Source organism: Bradyrhizobium japonicum USDA 6, from assembly GCF_000284375.1.
Taxonomy (GTDB): domain Bacteria; phylum Pseudomonadota; class Alphaproteobacteria; order Rhizobiales; family Xanthobacteraceae; genus Bradyrhizobium; species Bradyrhizobium japonicum.
Genome location: NC_017249.1, coordinates 8,986,145 through 8,999,333 on the forward strand (window position 1 = coordinate 8,986,145; position 13,189 = coordinate 8,999,333).

The 13,189-nt window shown below is 66.3% G+C and carries 9 protein-coding genes; 5 read left to right on the top strand and 4 right to left on the bottom strand.

Translation table 11 applies throughout. The annotated features are described in order from the left end of the window. The first annotated feature begins 47 nt into the window (after window positions 1-47). Window positions 48-1,277, top strand: coding sequence for a 5-aminolevulinate synthase (gene hemA, locus BJ6T_RS41350; RefSeq protein WP_014498481.1), 1,230 nt, complete (start codon window positions 48-50; stop codon window positions 1,275-1,277). A 306-nt stretch (window positions 1,278-1,583) separates the two neighbouring features. Further along, a complete protein-coding gene (locus tag BJ6T_RS41355) occupies window positions 1,584-5,093 on the top strand; it encodes a PAS domain-containing hybrid sensor histidine kinase/response regulator (protein WP_014498482.1) in 3,510 nt (1,169 codons plus the stop codon). Between the two features lie 7 nt (window positions 5,094-5,100). Here the strand turns inward: BJ6T_RS41355 and BJ6T_RS41360 are convergent, their stop codons facing one another. The 4 genes from BJ6T_RS41360 to BJ6T_RS41375 all read right to left on the bottom strand — a co-directional run bounded on the left by BJ6T_RS41360 (window position 5,101) and on the right by BJ6T_RS41375 (window position 8,061). After that, window positions 5,101-5,925, bottom strand: coding sequence for an SDR family NAD(P)-dependent oxidoreductase (locus BJ6T_RS41360; protein ID WP_014498483.1), 825 nt, complete (start codon window positions 5,923-5,925; stop codon window positions 5,101-5,103). Between the two features lie 17 nt (window positions 5,926-5,942). After that, window positions 5,943-6,506: a cytochrome P460 family protein gene (locus tag BJ6T_RS41365; RefSeq protein ID WP_014498484.1), complete on the bottom strand. Its 564-nt coding sequence runs from the start codon at window positions 6,504-6,506 to the stop codon at window positions 5,943-5,945. A gap of 72 nt (window positions 6,507-6,578) precedes the next feature. Further along, complete coding sequence (locus BJ6T_RS41370; protein ID WP_014498485.1) at window positions 6,579-7,607, bottom strand: alpha/beta fold hydrolase; 1,029 nt, start codon at window positions 7,605-7,607, stop codon at window positions 6,579-6,581. A gap of 34 nt (window positions 7,608-7,641) precedes the next feature. Further along, window positions 7,642-8,061 carry an organic hydroperoxide resistance protein gene (locus tag BJ6T_RS41375; RefSeq protein WP_014498486.1) on the bottom strand — a complete coding sequence of 140 codons (420 nt, stop codon included), beginning with the start codon at window positions 8,059-8,061 and terminating at the stop codon, window positions 7,642-7,644. 195 nt (window positions 8,062-8,256) lie between these two features. On the opposite strand from BJ6T_RS41375, the gene BJ6T_RS41380 reads away from it, so the two are divergent. The 3 genes from BJ6T_RS41380 (at window position 8,257) to BJ6T_RS41390 (ending at window position 13,180) form a co-directional block, all read left to right on the top strand. Then, complete coding sequence (locus tag BJ6T_RS41380; RefSeq protein ID WP_014498487.1) at window positions 8,257-11,097, top strand: ATP-binding protein; 2,841 nt, start codon at window positions 8,257-8,259, stop codon at window positions 11,095-11,097. A 201-nt stretch (window positions 11,098-11,298) separates the two neighbouring features. Next, window positions 11,299-12,726: a S8 family peptidase gene (locus BJ6T_RS42780; protein WP_014498488.1), complete on the top strand. Its 1,428-nt coding sequence runs from the start codon at window positions 11,299-11,301 to the stop codon at window positions 12,724-12,726. Between the two features lie 94 nt (window positions 12,727-12,820). Beyond that, on the top strand, window positions 12,821-13,180 hold the full coding sequence (locus BJ6T_RS41390) for a hypothetical protein (RefSeq protein WP_014498489.1): 360 nt from the start codon (window positions 12,821-12,823) through the stop codon (window positions 13,178-13,180). Window positions 13,181-13,189: the final 9 nt, after the last annotated feature.

The following is a 13,189-nucleotide window of genomic DNA, read 5'->3' on the forward strand; positions in this document are numbered from 1 at the left end:
TCTAAGAAGATGCGCCCTTTTGGTCAGTTCCGTCTTAGGTTTTGCCGATGGATTACGCCCAGTTCTTCAATACCGCCCTCGATCGTCTCCACACCGAGCGGCGCTACCGCGTGTTCGCCGATCTCGAACGCATCGCCGGCCGGTTCCCACATGCGCTGTGGCACTCGCCCAAGGGCAAACGCGACGTCGTGATCTGGTGCTCCAACGATTATCTCGGCATGGGCCAGCACCCGAAGGTGGTCGGCGCCATGGTCGAAACCGCGACCCGCGTCGGCACCGGCGCAGGCGGCACCCGCAACATCGCCGGCACGCATCATCCGCTGGTACAGCTCGAGGCCGAGCTCGCCGATCTCCACGGCAAGGAAGCGTCGCTGCTGTTCACCTCGGGCTATGTCTCGAACCAGACCGGCATCGCGACCATCGCGAAGCTCATTCCGAACTGCCTGATCCTGTCGGACGAGCTCAACCACAATTCGATGATCGAGGGCATCCGCCAGTCCGGCTGCGAGCGCGTCGTCTTCCGCCACAACGACCTCGCCGACCTCGAAGAGAAGTTGAAGGCCGCAGGTCCGAACCGGCCGAAGCTGATCGCCTGCGAGAGCCTCTATTCGATGGACGGCGACGTCGCCCCGCTCGCCAAGATCTGCGATCTCGCCGAGAAATATGGCGCGATGACCTATGTCGACGAGGTCCACGCCGTCGGCATGTACGGCCCGCGCGGCGGCGGCATCGCCGAGCGTGACGGCGTCATGCATCGCATCGACATTCTCGAAGGCACGCTGGCCAAGGCGTTCGGCTGCCTCGGCGGCTACATCGCCGCCAACGGCCAGATCATCGACGCCGTGCGCTCCTACGCGCCGGGCTTCATCTTCACCACCGCGCTGCCGCCGGCGATCTGCTCGGCCGCGACCGCCGCGATCAGGCATCTGAAGACCTCGAACTGGGAGCGCGAGCGCCATCAGGACCGCGCCGCCCGCGTCAAGGCGATCCTCAACGCCGCCGGCCTGCCCGTGATGTCGAGCGACACCCATATCGTACCGCTGTTCATCGGCGATGCCGAGAAGTGCAAGCAGGCGTCGGACCTCCTGCTGGAACAGCACGGCATCTACATTCAGCCGATCAACTATCCGACGGTAGCCAAGGGCACCGAACGCCTGCGCATCACGCCCTCGCCCTATCACGACGACGGCTTGATCGATCAGCTCGCCGAAGCGCTCCTGCAGGTGTGGGACCGCCTGGGTCTGCCGCTCAAGCAAAAGTCGCTGGCGGCGGAGTAGGCTTCTTTTCTTCGCCTCTCCCCGCTTGCGGGGAGAGGCCGGAATGCGCGCGGAACGCGCGGGGTCCGGGTGAGGGGAAGCTTCCGCGAGTCCAACTGTCACCACCCCCGCGGAGGCTCCCCCTCACCCCACCCTCTCCCCGCAAGCGGGGCGAGGGAGCGCTGGCAGCTCGCCCTATAGCTTAACGACAACCCCAGTTCCCGCCCCGCTAGGGCATTTCGCTGTCGCTTGCGCCCGCCCAACGCGCTAGATTTGCAGGGAAAATGAGTTCGGGCGCCCTCGCGCCCAGGGAGAAGCGCGCTCGCCATGCTGCACGACTGGGGCGTGATCGCTGCCGCCTTCGGCTATATCGGCTTCCTGTTCCTGGTGGCGAGCCACGGCGACCGCCGCTCGCTGGCCGGGCGCGGCCGTGCGTCCGGGCTGATCTATCCGCTGTCACTCGCGATCTACTGCACCTCCTGGACCTTCTTCGGCTCGGTCGGCTTCGCCACGCGGGCCTCGACCGACTTCCTCGCGATCTATGTCGGCCCGATCCTGATGATCGGGCTCGGCGCCGGCGTCCTGCGCCGCGTGATCCAGCTCGCGAAAGCGCACAACATCACCTCGATCGCCGACTTCATCGGCGCGCGCTACGGCAAGAGCCAGGCGGTGGCGGCAACGGTGGCGCTGATCGCGATCATCGGCTCGGTGCCCTACATCGCGCTCCAGCTCAAGGCGGTCGCCTCCTCGCTCGAAACGATCCTGAGCGAGGACCAGGCGTTCTCCCACATCCCGATCCTCGGCGACATGGCGCTGATGGTGACGCTGGCGATGGCCGCCTTCGCCGTGCTGTTCGGCACGCGGCAGACCGACGCCACCGAGCACCAGCACGGCCTGATGCTGGCGGTCGCAACCGAATCCATCGTCAAGCTGATCGCCTTCCTCGCCGCAGGCATCTTCGTCACCTTCTGGATGTTCTCGCCGCACGAATTGATCGAGCGCGCGATGAAGACGCCGGAGGCGGTGCGCGCCATCAACTATTCGCCGTCGATCGGCAACTTCCTGACCATGACGCTGCTGTCGCTCTGCGCGATCATGCTGCTGCCGCGCCAGTTTCACGTCAGCGTGGTCGAAAACTCCTCGGATGCCGAGGTCGGCCGCGTGCGCTGGCTGTTTCCGCTCTATCTCGTCGCCATCAATCTGTTCGTGATCCCGATCGCACTCGCCGGCCTCGTTACCTTTCCGTTCGGCGCGGCCGACCCCGACATGTATGTGCTGGCGCTGCCGATGGAGGGCGGCGGGGAGCTGCTCAGCGTCGCCATTTTCGTAGGCGGCCTGTCGGCAGCGACCGCGATGGTGATCGTCGAATGCGTCGCGCTCTCCATCATGGTCTCGAACGACCTCGTGGTGCCCCTGGTGCTGCAGCGGCGGCGGGAGGGGCGCACCGGCGGCGCCGATTTCAGCGACTTCCTGCTGCGCTCGCGGCGCCTTGCGATTTTCGCCATCATGGTGTTGGCCTATTTCTACTACCGCGCGCTCGGCAACACCCAGCTTGCGGCGATCGGCCTGCTCTCCTTTGCCGCCATCGCCCAGCTCGCGCCAAGCTTCTTCGGCGGGCTGTTGTGGCGGCGCGCCACCGCGCGCGGCGCCATCGGCGGCATGCTGGTCGGCTTCGCGGTGTGGCTCTACACGCTGTTCATCCCGAGCTTCATGGATTCCTCGACGGCGGGCATCCTGCTGCTCCAGCACGGCCCGTTCGGGATCGAGGCGCTGCGGCCGCAGGCGCTGTTCGGCGCCGACCTGCCGCCGCTGATGCACGGCGTGATCTGGTCGCTGTCGCTCAACATCCTGACCTATGTGCTGCTGTCGCTGGCGCGGCGGCCGTCCTCGATCGAGCTGGTGCAGGCCGATCTGTTCGTACCCAACACGCTCGCGCCGATCTCACCGAGCTTCCGCCGCTGGCGCACCACCGTCACGGTGCAGGACATCCAGACCACGGTCGCGCAATATCTCGGACCCGACCGCGCCCGGCATTCGTTCGAGGCATTTTCGGTACGGCGCAATGTTCGCCTGGAATCCGGGGCGCCCGCCGATTTCGAGTTGCTGCAGCACGCCGAGCACCTGATCGCCTCGTCGATCGGCGCGGCCTCCTCGCGGCTCGTGATGTCGCTGCTGCTGCGCAAGCGGACGGTCTCGGCGAAAGCGGCGCTGAAACTGCTCGACGATTCCCACGCGGCGCTGCATTTCAATCGCGAGATCCTCCAGACCGCGCTCAACCATGTCCGCCAAGGCATCGCCGTGTTCGACGCCGATCTGCAGCTGATCTGCTCCAACCGGCAGTTCGGCGACCTCCTGAACGTGCCGCCGCATTTCATCCAGTTCGGCACGCCATTGCGTGAAATCCTGGAATTCATGGGTGTGAGCGAGCCGGACAATCCGGTCGAGCGCGAAGGCATGCTGGAGCGGCGGCTCGCGGCCTACACCACCGACAGCGAGCCTTATCTCGAGCGCCTGCCCGACCGCCACATGGTGATCGAGATTTTGACCAACCGGATGCCCGGCGGCGGCTTCGTCATCACCTTCACCGATGTCACGCCGACGTTCGAGGCGGCCGAAGCGCTGGAGCGCGCCAATGCGACGCTGGAAAAGCGGGTGCGCGATCGCACCGAGGAACTGACCCGGCTGAATTCCGAGCTGGCGCTGGCCAAGAGCGCGGCCGAGGACGCCAGCATCTCCAAGACGCGCTTCCTGGCGGCAGCCAGCCACGACATCCTCCAGCCCCTGAACGCGGCGCGGCTCTATGTCACCAGCCTGGTCGAGCGCCAGCATAGCGGCGAGGAAACGCGGCTGGTCGAGAACATCGACGAATCGCTCCAGGCGATCGAGGAGATCCTCGGCGCACTGCTCGACATATCGCGGCTGGATGCCGGCGCAATGACGACCTCGATCTCGAGCTTCAAGATGGCGGACCTGATGCGCTCGCTGGAGATCGAGTTTGCGCCGATCGCGCGCGCCAAGAACCTGGAGCTCGCCTTCGTGCCCTGCTCGCTGCCGGTCGAGTCCGACCGGCTCTTGCTGCGGCGCCTGCTCCAGAACCTGATCTCAAACGCGATCAAATACACCCCGCGCGGGCGCGTGCTGGTCGGCTGCCGCCGGCAGGGCCCTTCGCTGAAAATCTGCGTCTACGACACCGGCGTCGGCATTCCGCCGGTCAAGCGCGGCGAGATCTTCAAGGAGTTCCACCGCCTCGAACAGGGCGCGCGGATCGCCCGTGGCCTTGGACTCGGCCTCTCGATCGTCGAGCGTCTTGCACGCGTGCTCAAGCACGGCATCGCCATCGACGGCAACAAGAGCGGCGGCTCGGTCTTCTCCGTGACAGTGCCGACGGCGAAGGCGATCACCCACACCGCGGCCGTGACAAGCGCGACGCCGCTGGCGCGTAGGCCGATCTCGGGCGCCCTCATCGTCTGCATCGAGAACGACGCGGCGATCCTCGACGGCATGCGCACGCTGCTGAAGGCCTGGGACGCCGAGGTGATCGCGGTCGCCGACCCCGAGGGCGCGATCGCCGCGATCGAAGGCGCGGGCCGCCGCGTCACCGGTCTGCTGGTCGATTATCACCTCGACCGCGGCAACGGCATAGCCGCCATCCGCGACATTCGCCGCCGCTTCGGCGACGGCATCCCTGCGATTCTGATCACCGCCGACCGCAGCCCCGCGGTGCAGGTCGCCGCGCGCGAGGAAAAAATCGCGGTGCTCAACAAGCCGGTGAAGCCGGCCTCGCTGCGCGCCCTGCTGGGACAGTGGCGCACGCAGCAGATGGTGGCGGCGGAGTAAGACGCGGTCAGTAGTCGGTCGAGACGCTGAGCGTGCGCCACCTCTCGAGCTCGTCGAGGCGTTGCCGGTCCGTCGCCGCGATGGCGTTCACCGCGTCGCTGCCGAGCGCGATCCGCAGCGGCGGGCTGTCCATGTCGACGAGCTTCAGCACAACGGCGGCGGCCTTCGCCGGATCGCCCGGCTGGCGGCCATCGTAATCGCGCTGCATCCTGACGGCCGCGCCAACGACGGCATCGTACTCCGCCCGCCCTTCGCCGGTCGCATGCGCGGACTGCGCAAAGCCCGTACGGAAGCCGCCGGGTTCGACGATCGTCACGTGCACGCCGATCAACGCCATCTCGCGCGCCAGCGATTCAGAAAAGCCCTCGATGCCCCATTTGGCGGCCGAATAGGCCGCGCGTGCGGGGGCTCCGATCCGTCCGCCGACGGATGAGAATTGCACGATATGCCCGCGGCGCTGCCGGCGCAGCACGGGGATCGCCGCCTTGGTGACGATGATGGTGCCGAGCAGATTGACCTCGATCTGCTGCCGGAACGAGGCCAGGCTCGTGTCCTCGACCGATCCGAGATCGCCATAGCCGGCATTGTTCACGACCACATCGACGCCGCCGAATGCCGCCACGGCGAGGCCGATGGCCGCTTGCGCGGCAGCCTCGTCGGTTACGTCGAGCGTTGCGAGCCGCAGTCTCTCACCAAAGCGCTCACTCAACGGTTCGAGCGGCTTCGTGTCCCGGGCCGTAGCCACCACGCGATCTCCCGCCGCAAGTGCGGCTTCCGTGATGGCGCGTCCCAGCCCGCGCGAGCTGCCGCTGATGAACCAGATCTTTGACACGGCGGGCTCCTGACCGCTCAAGGCGCAAGCCGGGTGAAAACGTAGTCGCGGCCCTTGGCGCGGGCATCATGGCAGGCGAAGCAGGTGCGGTGCTGGGCCTCGTCGACCGGCTTGCCATTGACGAAGCGCCCGAACCCCCAGCCGCCGGTGGACGCATATTTCCTGGAATCCTTGACCATCACCTGCACCGTGGTGGCCGCGCCGGGGATCGTCGCGGATGCGAATTCCGGTGACTGTTTCCGCTTCCAGGCGCGCTTGACCAGAATCGTGCCGTCCGGGAACGGAAGTTTTCCGGCCTGATAGGCCTCGATTGCTGTCTGATTGCCGACAACTGCGCGAAGCTCGTCGAGCGGTGCCGCCTCTTCGGCGGGCGCGATCAGCTCCCACTGCTTGTAACCCGCAGGAATCGTGACGCCGAAGATCGGCGAAGCGTCTGCCGCATTGCCTTGCACCGGCCCCTCGGCGAGAGCGATTGAGACCAGGTAGGGCACGCAAGTCAGGAGGACGACGAGAAGGAGCGCGGCAACCGTGATAGCCGTGGCATAAGAGCGCTGCTTCTTTTCAGGTTCGGTGGGCGTCATGACTTTCCTTCATGCTGGGATCGCGGCATAGCCTCGGTCCAGCCGCGCTGGACCGAGGCATCGAATGAGCGCTCAGGCGCCGTCGGCGTCGATGACGGCCTTGGCGAAGGCTTGCGGCGCTTCCTGCGGCAGATTATGGCCGATGCCGCCGGTGATCAGGCGGAAGTCGTACCGGCCCGAGAACTTCTTGGCATAGGCGCTGGGGTCGGGATGCGGCGCACCGTTGGCGTCGCCCTCCATCGTGATCGTCGGGACACTGATCAGCGGAGCTGCAGCGAGCTTCTTTTCGAGCTCCTCGTATTTCGCCTCGCCCTGGGCGAGCCCAAGCCGCCAGCGGTAATTGTGGATCGTGATGGCGACATGATCCTTGTTGTCCAGCGCCGCCGCGCTCCGGTTGAAGGTCGCGTCGTCGAACTTCCATTGCGGCGAGGCGAGCTTCCAGATCAGTTTGGCGAAATCATGCGTGTACTTCTCGTATCCGGCGCGGCCGCGCTCGGTCGCGAAATAGAACTGGTACCACCATTGCAGCTCGGCCGACGGCGGCAGCGGCGCGTTGCCCGCGGCCTGGCTGGAGATCAGATAGCCGCTGACCGACACCAGCGCACGGCAGCGATCCGGCCACAACGCAGCGATGATATCGGCGGTGCGCGCGCCCCAGTCGAAGCCGGCGATGACAGCCTTCTTGATGTCGAGCTTGTCCATCAGCGCGATGATGTCGACGGCCATGGCCGCAGGCTCGCCGTTGCGCGGCGTCTCGCTGGAGAGGAAGTGCGTCGAGCCGTAGCCGCGCAGGTACGGGATGATCACGCGATAGCCGGCCTTTGCAAGGATCGGCGCGACATCGACGAAGGCGTGAATGTCGTAGGGCCAGCCGTGCAGCAGGATCGCCACGGGACCGTTCGAGGGACCTGCCTCCGCATAACCGACATTGAGGACGCCGGCGTCGATCTGCTTGATCGGACCGAACGACGCATTCGATGCAGACGACTTCGGCGCGTCCGTTTCGGCACGGGCGAGGTCGATGACGCCGAGACCGGCGGCGACGGTGCCCGCGGCGACGCCAAAGAACTTGCGGCGATGCTGGTCGATGAGCTGCTTCATATGGGGCTTCCTTGGTGATGGTTGGCGATGGTGATCAGATCAGTGCGACCGCGACGTCGATGTTGCCGCGCACGGCCTTGGAATAAGGACAGGTCTGGTGCGCTTCATCGACGATGCCGCGCGCGACCTCGCGATCGAGGCCCGGCAGGCTGACATTGAGGCGCGCCCGGAGAGCGTAAGTGCCCTCATCGAGAAGAAGGTCGATTTCCGCATCGATCGCGCATTTTCTCGGAAGCACGATTTTCCGCCTGCGCGCGGCCATCTCCATGGCGCCTTCGAAGCAGGCCGACCAGCCGGCCGCGAACAATTGCTCGGGATTGGTGCCGATGCCCGCGCCGCCCGGCGGCGACAATTTGACATCCAGGCGGCCGTCGGAGCTGCGCGATATGCCGTCCTGTCGTCCACCGCTGGTGTGGGTCTTGCCCGTGTAAAGCAGTTTTGCCGCTTGCGTCATGAAGGTCTCCTTGCCGTCGCGCAACTGACTAGCAGCGGCGTCGGCAGGACACCCGTTGGGACTTGTGAGAAGTTGTGAGGCCGGCAGGGAACTCGGTGGCGAGACCTGCAAGCGCGGTCTGAGGCCGATGCAATGCCGGCCTTGCCGGATCGCCCTCCGCTGGCTATGCGGTTTCCAAATGAGCAAGATTTCGCGATGACTGAGCCGGCCGCGCCCGCGGCATCGACATTGTCGTTCGGGCCATTCACCGTGACGCCGCGTGAAAGGCTCGTGATGCGCGACGGCGTCGCGCTGCCGCTCGGCGCGAAGGCCTTCGACACGCTGATCGCACTGATGTCGCGGCCGAACGAGGTTGTCAGCAAATGGGATCTGATGGCGCTGGTGTGGCCCGGCCTGACCGTCGAGGAAACCAATCTGCGTTTTCACGTCGCAGCCCTGCGCAAGTCGCTCGGCGACGGCAAGGACGGCGCCCGCTACATCACCACGCTCTCCGGCCGCGGTTATTGCTTCGTGGCGCCGATCTCGCGAACGGACGCTGCAGCGGAACCGCATCCCGCACCGCGGGTGAACCTGCCGCCCGTAAAACTACCTAACCGCCTGCAACGCATGGTCGGCCGCGACGATGCGGTCGCCGCCGTCTCCGACAGGCTCATCGGCTCGCGCTTCGTCACGATCGTCGGCCCGGGCGGCGTCGGCAAGACCGCTGTTGCGGTGGCGATCGCGCACGACCTGCTCGAGACTTTCTCCGACGCCGCGCATTTCGTCGACCTTGCCGCGCTCAGCGATCCCGATCTCGTGATCACCTCGATCCTGCTGATGCTGGGCTTGCCGGCGCAGACCGACGATCCCCTGCCGGCGCTGCTCGCGCATCTCGGGGACAAGCGGATGCTGCTGATCCTCGACAATTGCGAGCACGTCATCGCCGCCGCGGCGCCGCTGGCAGCAGAAATCTTTCACGCCGCGCCGCATGTCCATATCCTCGCCACGAGCCGCGAAGCCCTGCGCGTCGAGGGCGAGCAAGTCTACCGGTTGGCGCCGCTCGCCGTTCCCCCTGACAATCCCGGGCTGACCGCGGCTGCCGCACAGACTTATCCCGCGCTTCAGCTCTTCCTCGAACGTGCCATGGCCGGCGGCGCGCAGATCGCGCTCGACGATGCCAATGCCGCAATCGTCGCCGGGATCTGCCGCAAGCTCGACGGCATGGCGCTGGCGATCGAGCTCGCCGCCGGCCGGGTCGAGGCCTACGGCCTGGAGCAGACGGCCGCCCTACTCGACGAACGCCTCAATCTGCTCTGGCAGGGCCAGCGCACCGCGCCGCCGCGGCAGAAGACGTTGCAAGCGACGCTGGACTGGAGCTACGGGCTGCTGTCCGACACCGAGCGCCTCGTGCTGCGCCGGCTTGCCGTCTTCGCCGGTCACTTCACCATCGACGCCGCGCTCGAAATCGTGCCGGACAAGCGCGTCGACCGCTCGCGCCTGTTCGATGCCATCGACAGCCTGGTCGCCAAGTCGATGGTCGCGCCGCGACCGGTCGGCGCCATGATGCGCTACCGTCTGCTCGACACGACGCGCGCCTATCTGCTCGAGATCGAGCCGGACGAGACCGCGCTTGCCGCCCGCCACGCAACCTACTACCGGCGATGGCTGGAGCAGGCCGGCACGACATGGGCGACGGTGCCGAGCGCCGACGAACGCGCGATCCATTTCTCCGCGCTCCACAACGTACGCGCCGCCCTGGACTGGTGTTTTGGCGCGAACGGCGACGCGAGCATCGGCATAGCGCTCGCCGCCGCGGCGGCTCCGATCTTTCTCGCGATGTCGCTGCTGATCGAATGCCGGCGCTGGTCGGAACGGGCGCTGCTTGCGATCGATCCGCCCTCGCGCGGCAGCGCCGAGGAAATGCACATCCAGGCCGCCCTCGGATTGACCTTGATGTTCACGCGTGGCGGCAGCGAAGCTGCGCGTGCCGCCCTGAGCCGCAGCCTGGCGATCGCCGAGGCGCGCGGCGACGCGCCGAACCAGCTCCAGCTGCTCGGCCGCATGCACATCTTCCACGAGCGGATGGGACAGTTTGGCGCCGCGCTCGGTTATGCGCAGCAGAGCCTCACGGTCGCCGAGACGCTCGGCGATGCCGCCTCCATCGCCCTCGCCCATTCGCTGCTGGGTGTCTCCTTGCATCTGGCCGGCGAGCATCGCGACGCCCTGAGCATGCTGGAGGCCGCCTGGCACGGGCCGGGCACGGAGCGGATCAGCACGGTCCACGGCTTCGATCACCGCAACCGGGCCGGCATCTCGCTCGCGCGCGAGCTTTGGTTGCAGGGTCGGCCGGCGGCTGCGCGGCAACTGGCGCGGCAGACGGTCACCGAGGCCGCGCAGATGGACCATCCGATCACGCTCTGCATCGCGCTGATCTGGGCGGTCTCGATCGATCTCTGGAGCGGGGATCTCGACGGCGCGGAAGAGAACCTCGACCGCTTCATCGCACATGCCGAAACGCGCTCGATGGGCCCTTATCTCGCGGTCGGCCGCGGCGTCAAAGGCGAGCTGGCGATCCGGCGCGGCGACGCCGCTGGCGGCGTCGAGACGATACGGGCCTGTCTGCGCGAGCTCCACGACGCCGGCTACGAGCTGCTCACCACGACGTTCAACATCGCGCTCGTGCATGGCTTGCTGGCGCTTGGGCAGATCGAGCGGAGCGCGCGCCTGATCGACGACGCGATCAGCCTCGTCGAGCAAGGCGGCGATCATCTCTACATGCCCGAGCTGCTGCGCATGAAGGGCAGTGTGTTGCTGTCACTGCCGCAGCCTGCCGCCGACGAGGCCGAGAACCAGTTCAGGCGATCGCTTGACCTGAGCCGCCGCACGGATGCGAAAGCCTGGGAGTTGCGAGCGGCGATCGATCTCGCGAAATTGATCGCCGGGCGCGGCCAGCGCGCGGACGCGAAGAGGCTGCTTCGATCGGCGCTCGGAGGTTTCTCCGAGGGCTCACAGACCTCGGATATCGGGATCGCCAGCAAGTTGTTGGCGACTCTCTAGGAAGAGCACCGGCGACCAGGCGCTGACCGAAACGGTATCTCGATGTTCGAGGTTTGCGCCGCGTATCCCTGCGACATCCTCTCTCGTTGCAACTCCCGGGAAATGGACTAGCATCAACCACTGCGAGTATTTTATCGCATGTTGAACCTATTCAGTTGATTGCCTTTAGCACGTCCATTTCAATCATCCGGAGCCACGACAATGGCAGGGTCCAGCCTCGAGGATACACTGGCCGCGATTGGCTATGTCAAAGTGATTGTCACGATGAAGGACAGGGCGGCGGTCGCCGCCACATCCGAGACCGCGATGCAGGATCATTTCATCGCGCCGGACACTGCCCAGACACAGAGTCTCGTGGCGGCGGCGACGCGCTCCGCTGGCCGCCAGATCAGACGAGCGGAGAGCCTGGCCGAGCGCCGCGTGCGCATCTACCCCAACCTTGGACTCGCGGTCGGCAGCGTGGATGCCAGCGGCCTCGTTTCGCTCCAGGCTGATCCGCAGGTGGGCAAGGTCGACAAGGCTCCGGAGATAAGCCTGATCAAGCCGGTCGAAGCCCGTCCAATCAAGACCGGAGTCGGTCCGACCTGGGGCATCAAGCGCTTGAACGTGGAACGCCTTTGGCAGGCAGGATTCACCGGCCAAGGCGTGGTGGTTGGTCACCTCGATACCGGCGTCGACGGCAAGCATCCGGCATTGGCTGGAGCCATCAAGAAGTTTGCCGAGTTCGACCTGGCGGGAGATCGGGTTCCGAACGCACCGGCCCGCGACAGCGGCGTACACGGCACTCACACCGCGGGCACGATCGTCGGCCGACCGGTCAGCAAGGGGCGCTTCGGCGTCGCACCGGATGCCCAGCTCGCGAGCGCGATGGTGATCGAGGGCGGGCAGGTGATCGAACGCATCCTGGCCGGAATGGACTGGGTGATCGGCGAAGGCGCCCGAGTCCTGAGCATGTCGCTCGGACTGCGCGGCTTCACGCCGGCATTCCAGACTGTGATCGATGCGTTGCGCGCCGCCAACGTTCTGCCGGTCATTGCGTCCGGCAATGAAGGCCCCCGGACCAGCCGCTCACCGGGCAATTACGCGAACGTGTTGTCGATCGGCGCGATCGACGTGCACGACGTCGTGCCCGATTTCTCCAGCAGCCAGAGCTTCAATCGCGCGATCAGCCCATTGTGCCCGGCGATCGTCGCACCGGGGGTCGCGATCACGTCCTGCGTTCCCGGCAAAAAGTACGAGACCATGAATGGGACGTCGATGGCGACGCCCCACGTCGCGGGTCTTGCAGCCCTCCTGCTGCAAGCCAGGCCGACCGCAACGGCGGACCAGCTCGAAGCCGCCATCATCGGCTCCTGCGCGCGCCCCGAGGCGATGGAAGAGGCCCGTGCGAACCATGGGGTGCCCGATGCCGTAAGGGCTTACGAGCTTCTGACCGGATCGCAGCTCCCCGCCGCGCAGGCGAGCGTCGCGCCCCGGCGGCGCACGCCCGCGAAAAAGCGCTCTGCGAGGGGGCGCTCGTCGTCGCATCCGCCGCGTAGCGTCGCCAAGAAGATGGCACGCCGGCCGAAGGTTGCCGCATCGCGACGCGCCGCGCGCAAGAAGAGCCCTTCGAAGCGCCGGCCCGCCTGACTCCACGGCAATTCTTGTTGCGGCCAGCTAAAAGCCGGCCGCAATAAGCGCTATATTGGCCGGGCCGTCAGGGATTCCCGCACAGGAGCCGGCCATGACCGACAAGACAAAGCCTTCGCCCGAATGGGAAGGTAAGGCTGTCGTCAATCGATTGCGCCAGGCCACCAAGCCCGGCCAGCCTTCGTCAGTTCAGGTGTTCCTGAACGATGACGTTGCCGCGAGCGACCTGCAGGAGAAGGCAAGGGAAATCGTCACTGACATGAGCGCCAGCCTCGATCTGCCGGCCAATGCGATCAAGCTCGGCAAGGTGTTTCGCTTGGCCAAGTCGTTTTCGGTGTCGACCGACGTGCCCGACGTCTTCGATGCCCTCGCAAGGCATGGCGACGTCAAGAGCATCCTGGAATCGGTACAGCCGGATATCCTGCCCAAGCCGACGCGCGAAAAAGGCGACTGACCCGATCGC

What these genes read in the sequence shown, in the direction of transcription:
- BJ6T_RS41375 (WP_014498486.1), bottom strand. Translation starts at nt 8,061, where the DNA reads ATGACGCAAGCGGCAAAACTGCTTTACACGGGCAAGACCCACACCAGC.
- BJ6T_RS41355 (WP_014498482.1), top strand. Translation starts at nt 1,584, where the DNA reads ATGCTGCACGACTGGGGCGTGATCGCTGCCGCCTTCGGCTATATCGGC.
- BJ6T_RS41380 (WP_014498487.1), top strand. Translation starts at nt 8,257, where the DNA reads ATGACTGAGCCGGCCGCGCCCGCGGCATCGACATTGTCGTTCGGGCCA.
- BJ6T_RS41365 (WP_014498484.1), bottom strand. Translation starts at nt 6,506, where the DNA reads ATGACGCCCACCGAACCTGAAAAGAAGCAGCGCTCTTATGCCACGGCT.
- BJ6T_RS41370 (WP_014498485.1), bottom strand. Translation starts at nt 7,607, where the DNA reads ATGAAGCAGCTCATCGACCAGCATCGCCGCAAGTTCTTTGGCGTCGCC.
- BJ6T_RS41390 (WP_014498489.1), top strand. Translation starts at nt 12,821, where the DNA reads ATGACCGACAAGACAAAGCCTTCGCCCGAATGGGAAGGTAAGGCTGTC.
- hemA (WP_014498481.1), top strand. Translation starts at nt 48, where the DNA reads ATGGATTACGCCCAGTTCTTCAATACCGCCCTCGATCGTCTCCACACC.
- BJ6T_RS42780 (WP_014498488.1), top strand. Translation starts at nt 11,299, where the DNA reads ATGGCAGGGTCCAGCCTCGAGGATACACTGGCCGCGATTGGCTATGTC.